A 16,991-nucleotide genomic window follows, 5' to 3' on the forward strand; every position below is an offset into this window, starting at 1 on the left:
CAAACCTTACAAATCTTTTGAGCCCGGGAGGCCGGGTGCGTTCCGGCCGGATTTAAAAATTATCTGAAATGGCTTTTTCTATCAGCTTTTTGCAGCGGTCAAGCTCTGTCTTCAGCTGTTTTTTGTAAAGCTTCGCAGCTTCATAGTCTTTAAATTGATAGAGAACGACTTCCTGGAGTTTGGCTCCCTCTTTTTTCACTTTCACTTGCTTTAAAATCCCGTCATCCAAAAGTTCGTGAAGTGAACGGTACACCTCGGTATGATTCGGCTTAAAACCGATGGGTTTAAATTCCGAACGCAGCACCTCGAGAAGCTTCAGTCCGTAAAGCCGTTCCTGCTCTGTCATTGTAATCATGTAAAGCTTTAAAAAAGCTCTTTGTTTCACTAAAAAACCGGTTGAACTTCTTTTTTCTTCTTTCAATATGTGCACACCCTTCCTTCTAACAAATTATTCCATGTACTAAATATTCTCTTTATATCCCGTTTTTCCTTTTTATCGTTCGGACAGTTTGATTTGTATTGATTTGTTTTTTGGAGAGCGGGGAAAAATAATCTTAATGAACATTTGGTACATAGTTTATTTAGTTTAATTATAACTGATATCGGTTTCTTTTTCACTCTTTTTTCTGCAAAAACGGATCTTTATGCCTATTTATTCGGGTTGCGGAAACAAAAAAAGACCCGTCACGAAGACAGGTCCCCTTTTGTTTAAGGATTAGTTGACCACAAACCGGCAGTTTTGATGAAAATGCGCGGATGTAATTTCAATTGAGCAACCATATATTCTGCAAGATCCTCAGGCTGCATGACTTTTTCCGGATTGCCGTCTGTCAGATTTAATTCAATAGACATGTCGCTGGCAACCGTGCTCGGAGTCATTGCGCTGACACGGATATTGTGTTTTCTGACTTCCTGCATGAGAGATTCGGTCAGACCGAGAACGGCAAATTTAGAAGCGCTGTACGCACTTGTCGCCGCGGCGCCTCTTTGGCCCGCCGTAGAAGAAATATTAATGATATCTCCTGATTTTCTCTCAATCATTTCAGGAAGAACGGCGCGTGTCACGTGGTATACACCCATTACATTAACTTGAATGATGTCTTCCCACTCTTCAGGCGTAAGATCCAAAAATCCGCCGAATTTGCTGATTCCGGCATTGTTAATCAAGATGTCAATCTCACCGAGTTCTTCTTTAATAGAGGAGACGGCTTGCTCAACCTCTTTTTGGTTTTTTACATCGGCAGCAGCGAATGATGCCTTTACACCAAGGGCTTTCACTTCTTCCGCAACCTTTTCGACATTTGCTTCTGTGCGGCCGATTAAACCGATATTGACTCCTTCTTTGGCTAAAGCGATAGCGGCGGCGCGGCCGATTCCTCTGCCCGCACCCGTGATAAGAGCCGTTTTGTTTTGTAAGCTTTCCACGTCTTTCACCCTTTCTGAATGTCCTTATGTACGATTTCACATTATAAGCAGAAAAAAAACAATTAGCAAATAAAATGATTCAACACGATCCGTAAAGGGTATCAACTGAAAAAAAGGAGTGAAAAGCAGATGATCATCATTTTGTATATCAGTGCTGCCGTTGCGGCTGCCGCTTTAATTTATGCAGCCGTATCCGCCGTGCGTTTTAAAAGAAACACAGCGCCTGATATAAAGAAAATTAACGCCGCGACAGCGTCCATGCAGACGGCCGTTGATGAAATCAAAACAGAAACCGATCTGTTATCGCAAAAGCAGAAAGAGCTGAAGGAAGATTTTCTCACTAAAAAAACAGCCGTGCAAACGACGGCGGCTGAAGTTAAAGGAACGCCTCACGTCTTAAAAATGCTCTGGAACGCCGGTAAAAGTGATGTATGAGCCTGCATGTCATCCGACGTTTTTGATGACACTAAGAGAAACCGGCGGATTCAAGGAGGCATAACATGATTTGCGATCGTGAGCGGCTTGCGCATTTTTTGCAGCAGCTTAAATCACCATCTTCTTCGGGAGGGTTTACAAAATCGGATTTGCTGACTCCGGCTTTCCATTTAGCCAAGGACGGAGATCTGGATTTGTATTATTCGCCTCATAATGAATATATTAACCCTCATGCAGTCGTTGCCATTTCCGGAATCACACCCGGTTTTTTTCAAATGCAGCTGGCTTACAAAAAAGCGGCACAGCTTTTAAAAGAAGGCGAAACTCTTGAAACAATAGCGTATGAAACAAAAAAAGCGGCCGGACTTTCCGGTTCAATGAGACAGAACATCATCGAAATGCTTAATGAATGCGGTCTGCCGGCCGCGCTTCACGTTGAGGATTCATCCCGGTTATTTGATTCAAAACGGGAGCTTCTTCATACAACGTCCGTTATCAAACACCCTGTTTTTTATAAACAGAAAAACTATACGGGACATCGGCCGGCAATCAGCAGATCAGCTCTTCTCAGCCGTTACGCGCTGAGATGTTTTCCGGATGAAATAGAAATGATGGAAAAGGACATTCTGCTTATCCCTCTCGGTAAAGCAGCAGAATCAGCCTGCCGCATGCTGAAGAAGAACGGCAGAATGAGGCATGCGGTCATTCTGGAAGGCTTCCCGCATCCGTCCGGAGCAAACGGACATCGTTTCAAACAATTTCACGAAAACAAACAATCGTTACGTGAACAAATTCAGCGCTTTGCCGGGTTTCTTCAGCAGCTGTAAAAAACGCCCCGAATTTTCGGGGCGCTGCTGTTAAGAAGCGTATTCAGGCAATGCTTTATTGTGTTTTGCCGTTTTCTCTTCAGGTATTTTGATTTGATTTGTCAAGATTGCACTTACGAAATAGAGCGCTGCGAAAATCCATACAACGCCTTGTGCGCCGACAAGTCCGATGAACGCCCAGGCAAGCGCGGGGCCGACAAATGCCGACAGTCCCGCAGCCAGATTTAACACAGACATGGCAGCACCTTTATCGCTGCCGGCCGCTGTCGGCACGATAGCCCCGATCGGAACGAACCCGGCGAGGAGCCCTCCCCATATAAAACCGACAATGCTGACGAAAAGCAAGTTCCCATGTGATACAACAGGTGCATAATATAATAAAAGAGTAAAAATGCCGCAGCCCACTCCCCCGAACCACATGACAGTCTTTTTCCAGCCGAAGGCATCGCCGACTGCGCCGAAGATTAAGTTAAAGACGATATTTCCGAGAAAGATCGTTCCCCAAATTTGAAGCCATACATTTGTAGAAATGCCGTGCTGCGCCATATGCATCGGGAGGAATACCGGAAATCCGTATGTTCCGATGCTGTTAATGATCCGAATGATCCCCCCAGAGAGCACGCGCGGATTTACAGCAAGGATGGTGATTCCCTTCATTAATTCCTGCGCCTTTTCCCGCTTATCTGCCTTTTTCTTTTCAAAGCGGTCCCTATTTAAAATCAAAGCAAAAAACGCGCCGAGGCAGACCCAGAAAATTGAACTCCACAGTGTATTCAAATAGCCGAAGGATTTGATGGCCCAGCTTGAATACCAAGCACCGAATACAAACATCCCGCAGCAATATGCAATCCAGAACCAGCCGACCGCCGTACTGAGCCTGTTTTTCGGCGACCGGTAAATCACCCATGTCAAAAATGAATAGGCAAACAGCGGATAACCCAGCCCTTTAATAAAATACGTGACATACATCACCGGCAAATTAAGATTTTCAAATCCGTATGCGATAAACGCGGCTGTTCCGATCACGTAAAACAACAGCCCCATAAACATCGTCCGCTTTGCGCCGAAGGCTTCGAGGCAGACCCCTGAAAACCAAGACGCCACAGCGAGAGAAATACCGTAAACCGTAAACAGGGATGCTGATTGCTGTACCGTCAAGCCGTTTTCAACTAAAAACGGGCTGAGCCAGCCTTGTTCAAGGCCGTCCCCCATCATAAACAGCACAACTCCCAAAAATCCCCAGGCGAGCTGTTTCGGAATTCCTATTTTATTAAGCATTTTTGTTCCTCCTCAGCAATCTTTCATGTTGTCATCTCATCCCCAAGTCAGGCTTTCACCGCCGGCTGAAAATGAGTAAATAATTCTTGCGTATGTTTCCATTCTTCATATAGGAAGAGATCCGTCTGATCCGCTTCCGGCTCAATTACCTTTGTGCGGCTCGAAAGCTCTGCTTTCACACCGAGAGCTTCGTTGCAAATCATCGCCGCTCCCATTGCGGATGCCTGGCTGAACCCCTCTCTCTTATAGATTTTCTTTTGCAGAAGGTTAGCAAGAAACTGCGTCAAAGCATCACTTTGGAAACCGCCGCCGCACACCTTCACATAATCTTGTGAAAAGGAAGCCACCTCTGTTAACGCCTCATAGTTCCATTTGATTGAAAAAGCGATTTCCAGCAGTGCGGCTTTGACAAAATGGGCTCTGCTTAAGTTTTGGGACAGCGGAGCGTCAAAAATAAATCCGCCTTTTGCCAGTGCGTTTTTCTCAGGCGATAAATAGGAGCCTAACGCAGAAATACAAGCATGATCGTGTTTCGGCAGACTTGCGATTTCCCGTTCCATGACGCCGTAGGATTCATTCGGATAAAAAATGGATTTTAATTTTTGATAATTGAGTCCTGTTACACCCGGATTCGTTTCAAGAAGCCATTGACCTTCTTCTGTATGGCAATTCAGCCATGCATTCTTTATACTTTCGGTTCCGGTCTCCGCTGTTATCTTTGTAATCGGCGTCGTCGTCCCGGATACGATGACGATATCTCCCGGCTTTGCATCTGCACTTTTGATGGCAAGCTGTGTGTCTCCCCCGCCTGCAATCACAGGCACTCTTTCAGATAGACCGAGAACCGCCGCTTTCTTAAACGTTAACATTCCGACAACCGTCCCAGATCGGACGAGTGAAGGAAGAATGGCAGAAGGCACACCGAAGATGTTGCATAATTTCTCTGACCACGCCTTTTTCCTTACGTCAAACAGCAGTGTTTCAGCAGCCTGTGACGGTTCATAGCTCAAAATGCCGCTCAGCTCAAATGTCACCCAGTCACTGATGCTTGTGATGTACTTCACTTCTTTCCATAAAGACGGCTGTCTAGCTTTTAATCCGACAAGTTTCATGGCGGAAAATAAAGCGCTCGGAAGACGTCCGGTTTGCTGATGCACTTCTTCTTTTGCCTCAATCCCGTCTTCCCATTCACGGCCTCTGTTATCAATGTTGGGCAGACCGAGAAATGCCTTTTTATCTTTATTGATCAGAACAATTCCCTGCCTCTGGCTTGTTGAGGTGATTCCGATTAATGTAATATGAGGGCTTTTGGCAATAACCTTCCTTGCCATAGCGCTGATTTGCGTCCATAGCCCTTCCGGTGAGAAATATCGTCCGTCCGGATAAAGCGGATCCGTCACATATTCAATGTCTTCCCTTTCAAGCGCGGTCACTTCGCCGCCGGCAGTCACGACCGCGACTCGCGCATTCCCCGTCCCGATGTCAAATACAAGGTAGCCTTTTTGTTCAGCCATTACAGCCTCCTCCTTCCGTTTCAAGTTCTCTTTTGTTATAAAGTTCACGTATTGAACAGGTTTGATCTTGTTTCCATTTGAAAAGCGCTCCATTTAAAATCTTCACATGATGATCCTCCACTTCAAACGTTGCGCCCGCTAAATGGGGAGTCGCTAACACATTCGGCAAAGAGATCAATTCATAATCAGAAGATTCAGGCGGTTCGTGATAAAACACGTCAAGGATCGCTCCCTTAATCCGCCGTTCTTTCAGCACCCGCAGCAGCTCTTCCCTGTCTGTAACCGCCGCTCTTGACGTATTGACAAAAACAGCTTCCTGTTTCATCAATTGAAAGTGCCGGGCGCCGATAAGGCCGATGGTTTCTTCTGTGCGCGGCAAGTGAACGGAAACAATATCACTTTCAGAAAATACCCGTTCAATCGTCGTTTTTTCATACTCCCGGTTTTCATGACGGACAAATGGGTCATAGTAAAGCACCTTGCAGTCAAAAGCGGCCAATAGCCGGGCGATTCTCTGTCCGACAGCTCCGAAACCGATAAGGCCGACTGTTTTCCCTGTCAGCTCATTTCCTCTGAATTTGACGTAAGCCTGCAAATAATCACCATTCCACTTCCCGTCCTTCAGCCACTGATGGGAAGAATACGTATGACGCAAAAATGAAATCACATTTCCGATAAACATTTCAGCAACGGCCTGGGCATTGCGGGCCGGTGTAAAGAAAACGGGGATTTTTCTTTTAGTCGCCGCCGCAATATTCACATTAGACGGCATTCCTCTGCAGACACCGATAAAAGCGGTATCGGGCAATATGTCAATAACACGCTCAGACACCTCATCAAGTTCAGTAATAAGCCCCGACGCGTTTGTCTCTTGAATCATTCGGATCAATTCATCTTCCCGATAGGCCCGGCCGTGCTTCTTCCACGGCCGGTGCACAGTCCGGCCGAACAGCTCAGTCAGCTCCTTCAGCCCCTCGTCGTGATATGGTGCGGTAATTAAAACCGTCATGGTGCAAAACATCCTTTTCACATAAATTTTTTCATAAAAAAATCTCTTTCCCCAAAGAAGGAAAGAGATTCATATACCGTCTTTATGCGCTTGAAGCGCACAAATATGTATAGATCATTCTTTCCTATCTTTCAAGCATACGCTTGCTGGAATTGGCACAATAAATGTTGCCGAGGTTTCATAGGGCCAGTCCCTCCACCTCTCTGGATAGAAAATAAAATGATGAAATTGTCAGGCTGTTTAAAAGAATAAACTCATCATAGAAAAGTCTTTCCGTGATGTCAACACTTTTTTTCTGAATTGACGTTCGATTTTGAAATGTTATAATGCTTACAATATAAACAAAGAGGAGAAATGGGCTATGAATTCTGCTGCAACACAGCCGAACGGGGTCTTTAAGTCGGTATGCTCACTAGACTGTCCCGACCAATGCGGCTTGCTTGTGACAAAAAAAGACGGAAAAATCGTTAATATTCAGGGAGACCCCGATCACCCGGTCACATCAGGGAATATTTGCAACAAAGTCAGACACATGGCTGAGCGTATTTATGATGAGAAGCGCGTAACCGTTCCGTTAAAACGGATCGGTAAAAAAGGTGAAGCCGCGTTTGCGCCTATTTCCTGGGAGGAAGCGATCAATACGATCAGTGCGCGCTGGAAAGAGCTTATTGCCGAAGAAGGAGCAGAAAGCATTCTTCCGTACAGCTTTTACGGCAATATGGGAAAACTGGCGGCAGAGGGAATGGACCGCCGTTTTTTCCATCGTCTCGGAGCGAGTCATCTCGAACGGACGATCTGCAGCAAAGCCGGATCTGAAGGCTATAACTATACAATGGGTGAAGGAGCGGGTACTGATCCGGAGGAGACCATACATGCAAAGCTCTTTATTTTTTGGGGAATCAATGCCGTCAGCACGAATATGCATCAAGTCATGATTGCCCAAAAAGCCCGGAAAAAAGGGGCTAAAATTGTCGTTATCGATGTACATAAGAACCAAACCGGCCGGCTTGCCGATTGGTTTATTCCCATTCGCCCCGGCACAGATGCCGCACTCGCCCTCGGTATCATGCATGTCTTATTCGACGAAAACCTTCACGATGAAGCATTTCTCACAGAATACACCGAAGGCAGTGACGAATTAAAAGCGCATGTTAAACACTATGATCCGGAAACGGTTTCTGCTATTACAGGCGTTAAAGCCGACGATATCAGACGTCTTGCGAGAATGTACGGGGAAACCTCCCCTTCCCTTATCAGGATCGGAAACGGCATTCAGCACCATGACAACGGCGGAATGATCGTCCGCACCGTCGCCTGCCTTCCGGCTGTTACAGGACAGTGGCTCAACACCGGAGGAGGCGCAATCAAGCACAACAGCGCGGTATTAAACTATAACAGACAAGCGCTCCAGCGGCCTGATCTGCTTTACGGCAGGAAGCCGCGATCATTTAATATGAACAGGCTCGGAAGCGTTCTTTTAGAAACAAAACCGCCCGTACGCTCCCTGTTTATTTACGGTACGAATCCCGCAGTGGTTGCGCCGGAAGCGAATAAAGTCAGAAAAGGCCTGCTGCGGGAGGATTTATTTACAGTCGTTCACGATCTATTTTTAACGGAAACCGCCAAATATGCGGATATCGTGCTCCCTGCTTCATCCGCATTTGAAAACACAGATTTTTACACGTCTTACTGGCATCATTTTATTCAGCTGCAAAAACCGGTGATCGAACCCTACGGGGACAGCAAATCGAATACGGAAGTGTTCCGTTTGCTTGCCGGAGCAATGGGATTTACCGAGCAGGAGCTTCAGGATTCCGATGAAGAATTGATCAGACAGGCGCTGGACTTTCCCGACAATCCGTATATCGAGGATATTGATTACGAAGCGCTCTCACGCCGTTCCTTCATGAAAGCCAAACGGAAAAAACCGCTTTTTCCGGGAAAGCTCAAGACACCGAGCGGAAGAATTGAATTATATTCGGAAAAGATGAAACAGGACGGTTATCCGGCGCTGCCGACACACATCCCTCTTGAGAGCGATGACGATTTTCCGCTTTTATTTGTCCCGGGACCGAATCATAATTTTTTAAATTCAACATTTTCGAATAATGAAAAACACGTAAAATTAGAAAAAGCGCCAAAGCTTTTTATTCATACAGAAGATGCTGTACGCCGGAACATAGAAGACGGGGAAACCGTTAGAGTTTGGAATCACCGCGGCGAGTGTGAATTAACAGCTTCGGTCGGCGAACAGGTGCTTCCCGGCGTTGCAGTCAGCCAAGGTCTTTGGGCCGATATGGATGATAAAAAACAGCTTGTCAACTCGCTCACGCCCGATCGGCTGGCGGATATGGGCGGAGGCGCTGTTTTCTTCTCCGGAAAGGTGCAGGTGGAAAAGCTCAGCAATCAAAACCGTCCGCAATAAACGCCGGGCGGTTTTGATGAAGGCTGAATCCTTTCGGCCGGCTTCACCGTATAAAAAGTGATAACGTTTATTGGAGGTTTGCTGTATGGATATCATTACCGGCATCGGAATCGCTTTAGCCGGATATTTCATCGGAGACGGATTGAAAAACTTTAAATCACCTGATCCTCATGAACACACTGACCACATTCTCATTAAAGAAAAAGATCTGCACTTCTATATTGGTTATTATTTAGGAGTTACGAAGGAAGAAGCAAAACAAATCGTGCCCGACACCTCTGACATTCCGCATATCACGAGAAACGGAAAGCGGTATGTGCAGAAGAATACATTAAGAGAATGGCTGACTTCTATGCTGGAAAAAGAATAACAGCTGCCATGAAAAGCGGGAAGAGTTTTTCTCTTCCCGTTCATTAAGATATGCCGCCCTGCCTCTCTTCAACCCCAAACATACGACAGATATCGTTCTTACTTAACGAAACATCCCCTTCTTTAGATTTCAAATAAAACCCTTTCTTATATAACCGTATGACTTCCTCATATGTAAGCTCATGACGAAGGAGCACCATTAAACGCCCGTCTTTTTCATCCTGTTTATTGAACCATTCATACTGTTCTGACCAGTTCACTTTTTGCATGTCAAACACCTTCTCACTTTGGATTAATGCCCTTTTCGCATTTATTATACTTATTTCCCCTTTTGTAAACACTCCGACTGCCTGTGACATTTTTGAAAACAGCCGCACCCGCTACTATTAGTCACCATGTTGACTTATTTTCTATTTCGATGTATATTGTAATTGTCAACATGGTGACAATTCAGATAGGAGATACCTTATGGATATTAATTTACTAATGAAGGAACTGCATGTTATGCAACAAAGTTACGCATCATTATTTTCGGTTGTCAATAAAGTGCAGGCTCGGGGGGACGAATACTTAGAACTGTTGACTTCCCGACAGCACATGACTCTTATTGCTATTGCCCATTTACCGACGGAAGATACCACGCTTATGAATATCGCTAAAAAGCTGGGCACAACAAAACAAACCGCTAACAAATTAATTTCAAGCCTCGCGAAAAAAGGATATGTTCACACTGTGCCAAGCAAACTGGATAAACGTGCAATCAATATTGAGATTACCGCTGAAGGAAAAAAAGCGTTAATTTCCTGTTCAGAAAAATCCACCTATTTTTTAGCGGATATGTTTCAAGACTTCACAACTGATGAAATTGAAACATTCTGGAGGCTATTGCAAAAACTTTATCGTTTTGATGGTGAAGAACAGGATGGTTTTGAAGAAAAAGCACATTTAAAAGTTGAAGATCAGGCACAATTCATCTCAGATGACTATGAAGAAAAAATCATGGCTGAATTTTCAAAACGGCGATATGGGGGTGCAGACGATGAATAATATGCTTTATCGAAAAGTAAAAGAAACAGAGGATAAGATGAAGGAAAAATGCTATGAGCTGAAAGATAAAATTGATCAATTTATTTCTCATGCTAAATATAAAATTCATTGCAAACGTAAACTGGACCGAGCCGGCAATTATATATCAATTGCCATCGGACTCTTTATCCTAACTGCCTCATGGCTGACCGCAGCACAATGGCTGCTTTGGATAGGCGCGGCGAGTATTTTGAGTAATGCCTGTTTGCTCATTATAAAGCCTGTTAAAAATTGAAAAATTGAAAATCTGAAAAAAGCTCTCTAAAAGAGAGCTTTCTTTTATTAATCGTCCCAGTCTTCATCTTCTTCCCAGTTTTCTTTCATCTCATGAAGTCTTTCATAAAAGAACTTTATAAAATGGGCAGAATTAAGTTCTTTATAGCCACCGAATTCACTCCAAATAACAACTGGACATTCTCCTTCACTGTTGATTTTATTGGTATCTAAACAATACCCAAAAAAATCAACATGTTCTATGACTACTAAGCCACTTGGCAATCCCCTATATTCATGATATTCCCTGGTTGTTTCTACAACTGAAGCACCGCCAAAATCATGGCCTAATAAATCGATTCCATAAACCCCGCCAGAACCATAGTTTCTAAGAAACCATTTGTAGCTATCTGGCAGCGTGACTTGAAGATCTTGCTCAATTTTTAAAATTTTATCTTCTCCAATCCCACCCGTAAAATCTTTTTCTTTTGCATTATCAGCTATGAATTCTCTTACTTTCAAATAAAAATCCATGGTTTATAACCCCTTATTCTTTCTCATATTGTTTTGCTCTCCACTTCCAATACCTTGTCTTAAAGTTATTGTACTGTTTCTCCAGGTAAACATCATTCCTGAAGCTTTCTCCATTACCTTTAAGGCCATGTATTACGTCGCTATACTTTGTATGTAAACTATTAGGTATCTCAAGCAACGGTCCACTTTCTTCTTGTATGAGGTGATGTAAGTTAATCTGTGTTCCGTCTATAGCATAAGGAGACTTACCATCTTTCATTAATTCCAGGTTGGTTTTTCCTTTTGGAGTTTTTTGATTAATATCAATGTCCTTTAAGGTATAGACTCTACGGCTTACATCTCTAATTTGTCCTTTAACTTTTACTTTGCCATCTATTTCAACAGCACCATACTTTTCTTTATTTAACCAAGGAAGGTTTATTTCTTGACCAGTAAACGGCTTTCTCGTTCCATCCGGGATTTTCTTTGCATTGGTCAAAAGTTCATTTTTAAGGTTTTGGCTGTCAACCACATTGTATGGTACGTTATCAGCCAGAGCAAGATCATACTTAGAGTTATAAGGAAGCAGATCTGGAAGTTTAACGTCTTTAATTTTCTTCCCTGCCTGTCCTGCCTTATTTATGACCTTCCCCGCCGCATCAGCTTTGTTAACGGCTCCTGCCCCTTTCGTTCCGACAACAGCCACAGCTGCTGAACCAATTGCATATGTCACCCATCTTGATCTGGAGTAAGCATCTCCGTTCACCATATCCTTTTGATACGACTCTTCAATTGCCGCTTTAACAGCATCATATGTTTTAACAGGATGAAGTACTGCATTCCCCAGTGCTGACAGCGTTTCCCCCGGATCGGTTATGAAGTCCCATAGACCGGTTACCGTGTCTTTCCCGACATCATAAAGGCCGACACCGGCTCCTTTTAATATATCCCAAGTCACTTCTCCGGCTTCTTCCATCTGTTTTGCTTGTTCAAGCTGAATCACATACTGCTGCTGGGCAGGTTCAAGGTTTTCATAGCCGATCTTCTTCGCAATTTCCAAATATTCATCCGGATCAGTTACTCCATCAGCGAGCTTTTTCTTCAGATCCTTGATTTCCCGCTCTTTCGCTTCTTCCTTCTTAAACGTTAAATATGTGTCTGAGTGTCTTGCAATCTCGCCTTTTTTCTTATGTATGTCACTTTCTCTGTACGCCTTGGTGTTATAGTGAAGTGGTGTTGCATTTTTCCCTTTACCTGTAGCATTTTGGAGCTGCTGAAAATCTGCCTGAATGAAATGTTCATTTGCCTCGGTTTCCGCGTATTCTTTCGTTAGATCGTGATCAAGCTTTCCGAGTTTATGTATGGTATCGTTCCTTTTTTTATCTGCTGATTCCAGCTTTTGATCGACATCTTCTGTAGAGAAAACATCAAGATGGACAATATCGCTTATCTCGTTAAGAATATCCCTCATTTCATTTCGTTGCTCCTGCATGATAGCTTTTGATTTATTCTTCGCATGAATCAGCTCGTGTTCTAAAAATGACTCTTCCACAAACGAATCGGCCAATCCGGCATCAGCTACTTTTCCTGAAATACTGTTAAGAAACGCAATCTTCATATCGATCAAATCAAGCCAGCTGTCAGTAACACCTGCATGGTCTTGAAAGAATGCTTTGATGTTATCAGCACCTTTACCTGAAAACTCACTGTCATCCAAGTCAGCCATTCCCTGAAACGCTTTCCTGAGATTGATAAATTGTTCTCTAATCTGATCGTATTGTTTAGCCCGCTTTTCTGCGGCTGAAATGAACGAGGCTGCTTCAAATACTTTCATTTACGTCTCCTTTCCGCTTCTTTCTGTCTAAATTTTACCATAGGATATAAGATTAGATGAATCTCTTGCATTTGTCGAACTGCTTTATTCAAGATCATAAAATTTCAAACAAAACCTTACACGAAGGAATCTGGGATCGGCAAAACAAAGCCAGATATAACATATGTTAAAAAATCTCTTGCATTTCCACACCCGCTATGCTATATTAATATAGCGATGAGCTGAATTGTGTAAGCCGATGCACATGCCCTTGCGGCACACACGAATGTGGCGTGTGGTGTATCGCCTCAATACGCAAAAGACGTTTGCTTCTGCAAACGTCTTTTTTTATTATCCGATTTTCGTTCCGTTCGGTACTGTCTGCTCTGGCGTAAGCAGGACAACATCTCCTTTTTCCGGGATGCCGCCGAGAACGAGAACTTCTGACTTAAATCCGGCGATCCGCCGCGGCGGAAAGTTGACAATAGCGGTAACCTGTCTGCCCGTCAGATCACCCGGTTTGTACCGTTTTGTAATCTGGGCGCTTGATTGTTTCATGCCGATCTCTTCGCCGAAATCTATTGTCATCTTAATGGCCGGCACCTTTGCTTCCGGGAATACTTCCGCTTTTATGACCGTTCCTATTCTAAGATCAAGCTTGATAAAATCTTCGATGACTGCCATATCAAAAACTCCTTTTTTACAATCATGATACCAAAAAAAGAAGCAGTTTATTTAACCGATTTTCAGGATTATTTATCAGATTGAAAGGTGTTTCGGAAGACGCGGGGCGTTATTCCCTTATGTCTGACAAACCATCTGGTAAAGGACGACAAATTTTGAAAGCCGACCTCCTGACTGATGTCTGTCAGCCGGCATTTTGTTTCAATAAGCATTTGTTCCGCTTTCTTCATACGGAGCTCAGCAATATAAGCTTGCGGGCTTTTTCCCGTCTGCTTTTTAAACCAGTCGGAATAATACGCCGGGTGGTAATGTTCCATTGCGGCAAGCTCTTTAATTGTAAAAGTCTTTGAGAGATTTCGGCGGATATACGCAATTGAATGATTCGTACGTTTTTCTTGTATCTTTTCAGCAATATATTCTGCAAGCAGACTCAATGAATGAGCCGACTGCTGCTTTGTCTCTTCTGTCAGCAGAAACCGAATCGATGTCCAAAAAGGATCAAGCTTATTCAGAACGCCGGGGTCAAAGGAACCTTTGAAAAAATATGCCGGTATGTCGAGAACGAGACATTCATTTCGCTCCAAAGAACGGAACCGATGTTCATGCCCGGGCGGAATATACAGCATTTGATCAGGTTTTAATCTGATTTCACGTCTTTCTGTCTCCAGGTCCAGCTGTCCTTCGAGCGGAAAGAGCATTTGGCAGTATGTGTGTGCATGAGAATCAAAAATATGTGAATAGGTGCGCCGCTCACAAATGATATGTTGTAATGAATCCATTTGTCCCTCCTTTTTATATGATGCGTCTTTTTATTTAGTTTACATAATAATATTATTGTTCACTCGACTGCAAACCTCTTAGGAAAGCAACAACTGCAAACTTCCGGCTTTCCTTAATTGATTCGGTTAATTCAAATGCACTCTGTTTTCTCAACACGGCAAATCCGTGAAGAAGGCTCCTCAGTCCTCTCGCAGCATGAATCGCAGTGTCAGACTGTGCATAACCGTTCGCTGTCAGCTGCCTGACAACAAGCTCTACAAGCAGGCTTGACAGATTCTCAATCCGCCCGTCTTTTATCTTTTGAAATGTTGCGTCATATAATCCGGGATTGGCTTCGGCGAAATTGATATAGGCATCGGCAAGAGCAAGCAAAGCCGTTTCGCCCGTCAGTCGTTCTGCAGAGGCCGCCATTTTTTCATATAACATAGTTAAACCGGAGACAGCCAGCTCTGTTTTAATTCCTTGAAGGCCATTGGCAAAATTGTAAAGGGAAGGCGATTTTACGTTTAAGGACTTTGCAACAGCCGCAAGCGTCACTTCGTTCAGCCCTTTTTCGTCAGCGATGCCTGCTGCGGCTCTCAATATCATGTCAAGGCTCATTCCGACTCTCGGTGACATTATGATCGGCCTCCCGGCAGGCTTCGTTCGGCTTCCTCAGCAGCCTCAGCCATCATTTCAACGGGATTGCAGAGAACATTTCCATGTCCGGCGGCCAGACTGCTTGGTTGATGAGCGATAAGCGTTCTTGCTGTTTTTACAGCTTCTTCTTTATTCCACGTAGCAAAAGCCGGAAACGGAAATTTCCATTTCAGCTTCCCAGAAACAGCAAGGCCGCCCCGTACTTGAAAGGCATCTCCGACGATCAGCATATCATTTCTCATATCTTTAAAAGCGAGGCTTCCCGGCGTATGACCGGGAGCGGGAATGACAAGTAAAGATCCGATCCGCTCGCCGCCTTTCAGCAGGCGATCAGGTTCGGTCTGAACATTTTTCGGCACTCCCCCCTTTATCGGCGTTTGTGCTTCATGCTCAAATAATGAAGTGTCACCTTTCAGCAAGAAAGAATCCCGCTCAGAAATACAGACGGAAGCATCCGGAAATTCCGCAGCTAATGAGTCAAGCGAACCGATGTGATCCCCGTGCGCGTGGGTGAGTAATATGTCATTCAGCGGCTTCCCAAGCTGCCGCAATGCTTGCTTGATTCCTTTATGACTGTTAGGCAGTCCGGCGTCAATCAGGGTTACTCCTTCTTCTTCTTCAACCAAATAACAATTCACCGGAAAAAGCGCTGGAAAAAAAGTCAGCTGCCAAACGGTTCCGTATTGTAAGATTCTCATCAACATCCCCCTAAAACTAATATCATTAGTTTTATTATAACTAATGCTGTTAGTTTATCAAGAGTTTTCTGTTTAAATCCTGAAAAAGGCGCGGGCGCTTCTCTTATGCAAAAAAAAGAAACGCGCATACTGTGATAAAAGATGCTTTCAGCCTGCGAATAAATCACACTACTAAAACCAGCCGGATAAGCATACACTACTCAACGGAGGGGGAGTTCCACACCATGCATATCACACTTCAAAGCATCTGCCCTGTCTTAATGATTGCCTTTTTCCTGTATAAAAAGGTGAAACGGTCTGTCGGCTTTCAGCCTTTGAAACCCCGCTGGCTTTATACCAGAATGATTTTGTTTTCATTGCTGGCCGCAGCTCTGGCGTTTTTCAGCATCACACACCCGGCTTTATACGGCCATCTTATATTCGGCACTTTTTGCGGCTGGCTTCTGGTCCTGTTTGCTAAACGGAACATTTCTTTTGAAGAACGCCGCGGAAAAATGTATTTTCGCACTCACCTATGGATTGAACTTATTCTATTAACGTTATTCCTATCGAGATTTGTTTATCGCGTTATTGAAATTTACCGGGTCACAGCGGACTTTACCCATCCGGAGGCATACAGCCAAACGGTCGGGGCCGATCCGCTGACCATCAGTATCTTTTATTTCATCGCAGTGTATTACAGCGGCTTCTCTTTTTATGTTTTAAAAACGAGCAGAGACCAAACCAATAACAGTCAGTACGGCTGACATCCCTGTCTAAAAAGCAGGGATGTTTTTTAATCGTGCCGCGTATGGTGAATCATTTGCTGAAGCACATCTAACACATGTTCATCCTCAGGAGAATAATAGATGGATGTTCCTTCTCTGCGTGATTTGACGAGGCGCAGATTTTTAAGAAAACGCAGCTGATGAGAAACGGTAGACTGCAGCAAATTCAGCTTTTCTGCGATATCATTTACCGCGTGCTCACCCTGTGACAGCAAATGGAGAATTCTGATTCTGGTCGGATCAGACAGCGCCTTAAAAGTCTGGGCAACCAAAAATAAAGTTTCCTCATCTAAATCGACAGCGGGGTCATTCGTGTTTCCGGATTCGTGAAATTCAGTCATATACCTCACCCTTCTTTTCTCAAGTAGCCCAATTATACCAAATGTCAATTGATACAGATACATCCTGCGCCTGACAAAAGAACCGTTATTTTAAATTTATGTTTCAAATACGGGTTTCCGCTTGGTTTCGCGCATTCATCTGTGTCATAATGAAAAAGTCATAATGCTCCTGAAA

20 protein-coding genes and 1 riboswitch are annotated in these 16,991 nt (G+C 44.0%); of the genes, 7 read left to right on the forward strand and 13 right to left on the reverse strand.

Translation table 11 applies throughout. The features are described 5' to 3' along the window. Positions 1 to 52: 52 nt before the first annotated feature. Positions 53 to 421, reverse strand: coding sequence for a replication termination protein (gene rtp / locus J6600_RS09520; protein ID WP_003153833.1), 369 nt, complete (start codon positions 419 to 421; stop codon positions 53 to 55). Positions 422 to 708: 287 nt separating this feature from the next. Further along, positions 709 to 1,425 (reverse strand): 3-ketoacyl-ACP reductase, encoded by a 717-nt coding sequence (locus J6600_RS09525; protein ID WP_007407344.1) that lies wholly within the window; start codon positions 1,423 to 1,425, stop codon positions 709 to 711. A 129-nt stretch (positions 1,426 to 1,554) separates the two neighbouring features. On the opposite strand from J6600_RS09525, the gene J6600_RS09530 reads away from it, so the two are divergent. Both J6600_RS09530 and J6600_RS09535 read left to right on the forward strand, forming a co-directional pair. After that, positions 1,555 to 1,860 (forward strand): DUF948 domain-containing protein, encoded by a 306-nt coding sequence (locus J6600_RS09530; protein ID WP_209387325.1) that lies wholly within the window; start codon positions 1,555 to 1,557, stop codon positions 1,858 to 1,860. 65 nt (positions 1,861 to 1,925) lie between these two features. Continuing rightward, positions 1,926 to 2,687, forward strand: coding sequence for a hypothetical protein (locus J6600_RS09535; RefSeq protein WP_209387326.1), 762 nt, complete (start codon positions 1,926 to 1,928; stop codon positions 2,685 to 2,687). A gap of 30 nt (positions 2,688 to 2,717) precedes the next feature. Here J6600_RS09535 and J6600_RS09540 read toward each other — a convergent pair whose 3' ends face one another. From J6600_RS09540 to J6600_RS09550, 3 genes are read right to left on the reverse strand one after another with little or no spacing between them, the layout of a single operon-like run. Next, positions 2,718 to 3,965 carry an RbtT/DalT/CsbX family MFS transporter gene (locus tag J6600_RS09540; RefSeq protein WP_104843525.1) on the reverse strand — a complete coding sequence of 416 codons (1,248 nt, stop codon included), beginning with the start codon at positions 3,963 to 3,965 and terminating at the stop codon, positions 2,718 to 2,720. 47 nt (positions 3,966 to 4,012) lie between these two features. Next, the gene (locus tag J6600_RS09545; RefSeq protein ID WP_209387327.1) at positions 4,013 to 5,479 is read right to left on the reverse strand and encodes an FGGY-family carbohydrate kinase; all 1,467 of its coding nucleotides are present in this window, start codon (positions 5,477 to 5,479) and stop codon (positions 4,013 to 4,015) included. Beyond that, positions 5,472 to 6,488, reverse strand: coding sequence for a 2-hydroxyacid dehydrogenase (locus J6600_RS09550; protein ID WP_209387328.1), 1,017 nt, complete (start codon positions 6,486 to 6,488; stop codon positions 5,472 to 5,474). Before J6600_RS09550 ends, J6600_RS09545 begins: the two co-directional genes overlap by 8 nt. Positions 6,489 to 6,609: 121 nt before the next feature. Continuing rightward, positions 6,610 to 6,702, reverse strand: a riboswitch (SAM riboswitch). Positions 6,703 to 6,849: 147 nt separating this feature from the next. On the opposite strand from J6600_RS09550, the gene J6600_RS09555 reads away from it, so the two are divergent. Next, entirely contained in the window at positions 6,850 to 8,913 is a 2,064-nt protein-coding gene (locus tag J6600_RS09555; protein ID WP_209387329.1) for a molybdopterin oxidoreductase family protein, read from the forward strand. An 85-nt stretch (positions 8,914 to 8,998) separates the two neighbouring features. Beyond that, entirely contained in the window at positions 8,999 to 9,283 is a 285-nt protein-coding gene (locus J6600_RS09560; RefSeq protein WP_014418096.1) for a hypothetical protein, read from the forward strand. Between the two features lie 43 nt (positions 9,284 to 9,326). Here J6600_RS09560 and J6600_RS09565 read toward each other — a convergent pair whose 3' ends face one another. Further along, positions 9,327 to 9,551 (reverse strand): hypothetical protein, encoded by a 225-nt coding sequence (locus J6600_RS09565; RefSeq protein ID WP_209387330.1) that lies wholly within the window; start codon positions 9,549 to 9,551, stop codon positions 9,327 to 9,329. Between the two features lie 199 nt (positions 9,552 to 9,750). On the opposite strand from J6600_RS09565, the gene J6600_RS09570 reads away from it, so the two are divergent. Both J6600_RS09570 and J6600_RS09575 read left to right on the forward strand, forming a co-directional pair. Beyond that, positions 9,751 to 10,329: a MarR family winged helix-turn-helix transcriptional regulator gene (locus J6600_RS09570; RefSeq protein WP_017417951.1), complete on the forward strand. Its 579-nt coding sequence runs from the start codon at positions 9,751 to 9,753 to the stop codon at positions 10,327 to 10,329. Further along, complete coding sequence (locus tag J6600_RS09575) at positions 10,322 to 10,603, forward strand: hypothetical protein (RefSeq protein ID WP_209387331.1); 282 nt, start codon at positions 10,322 to 10,324, stop codon at positions 10,601 to 10,603. The genes J6600_RS09570 and J6600_RS09575 overlap by 8 nt, the downstream gene beginning before the upstream one ends. Before the next feature lie 47 nt (positions 10,604 to 10,650). On the opposite strand, the gene J6600_RS09580 is transcribed toward J6600_RS09575, so the two are convergent. From J6600_RS09580 to J6600_RS09605, 6 genes are all read right to left on the reverse strand, one after another. Next, complete coding sequence (locus tag J6600_RS09580; protein ID WP_209387332.1) at positions 10,651 to 11,115, reverse strand: SMI1/KNR4 family protein; 465 nt, start codon at positions 11,113 to 11,115, stop codon at positions 10,651 to 10,653. 13 nt (positions 11,116 to 11,128) lie between these two features. Next, positions 11,129 to 12,928 carry a T7SS effector LXG polymorphic toxin gene (locus J6600_RS09585; protein WP_209387333.1) on the reverse strand — a complete coding sequence of 600 codons (1,800 nt, stop codon included), beginning with the start codon at positions 12,926 to 12,928 and terminating at the stop codon, positions 11,129 to 11,131. A gap of 330 nt (positions 12,929 to 13,258) precedes the next feature. Further along, positions 13,259 to 13,591, reverse strand: coding sequence for a chaperone CsaA (gene csaA / locus J6600_RS09590; RefSeq protein ID WP_209387334.1), 333 nt, complete (start codon positions 13,589 to 13,591; stop codon positions 13,259 to 13,261). A 68-nt stretch (positions 13,592 to 13,659) separates the two neighbouring features. Continuing rightward, positions 13,660 to 14,370 carry an AraC family transcriptional regulator gene (locus J6600_RS09595; RefSeq protein WP_209387335.1) on the reverse strand — a complete coding sequence of 237 codons (711 nt, stop codon included), beginning with the start codon at positions 14,368 to 14,370 and terminating at the stop codon, positions 13,660 to 13,662. A gap of 52 nt (positions 14,371 to 14,422) precedes the next feature. Next, entirely contained in the window at positions 14,423 to 14,989 is a 567-nt protein-coding gene (locus J6600_RS09600) for a TetR/AcrR family transcriptional regulator (RefSeq protein ID WP_209387336.1), read from the reverse strand. Further along, on the reverse strand, positions 14,989 to 15,708 hold the full coding sequence (locus J6600_RS09605) for an MBL fold metallo-hydrolase (protein ID WP_014418104.1): 720 nt from the start codon (positions 15,706 to 15,708) through the stop codon (positions 14,989 to 14,991). Before J6600_RS09605 ends, J6600_RS09600 begins: the two co-directional genes overlap by 1 nt. A gap of 224 nt (positions 15,709 to 15,932) precedes the next feature. Between J6600_RS09605 and J6600_RS09610 the strand changes: the two genes are divergently transcribed. Beyond that, the gene (locus J6600_RS09610; RefSeq protein ID WP_007407994.1) at positions 15,933 to 16,454 is read left to right on the forward strand and encodes a CcdC protein domain-containing protein; all 522 of its coding nucleotides are present in this window, start codon (positions 15,933 to 15,935) and stop codon (positions 16,452 to 16,454) included. A 29-nt stretch (positions 16,455 to 16,483) separates the two neighbouring features. Here J6600_RS09610 and czrA read toward each other — a convergent pair whose 3' ends face one another. Continuing rightward, positions 16,484 to 16,816, reverse strand: a complete 333-nt coding sequence (gene czrA, locus J6600_RS09615) for a Zn(II)-responsive metalloregulatory transcriptional repressor CzrA (protein WP_007407993.1) — start codon at positions 16,814 to 16,816, stop codon at positions 16,484 to 16,486. Positions 16,817 to 16,991 lie beyond the last annotated feature (175 nt).

Source organism: Bacillus sp. LJBV19, from assembly GCF_017797845.1.
GTDB lineage: Bacteria > Bacillota > Bacilli > Bacillales > Bacillaceae > Bacillus > Bacillus velezensis.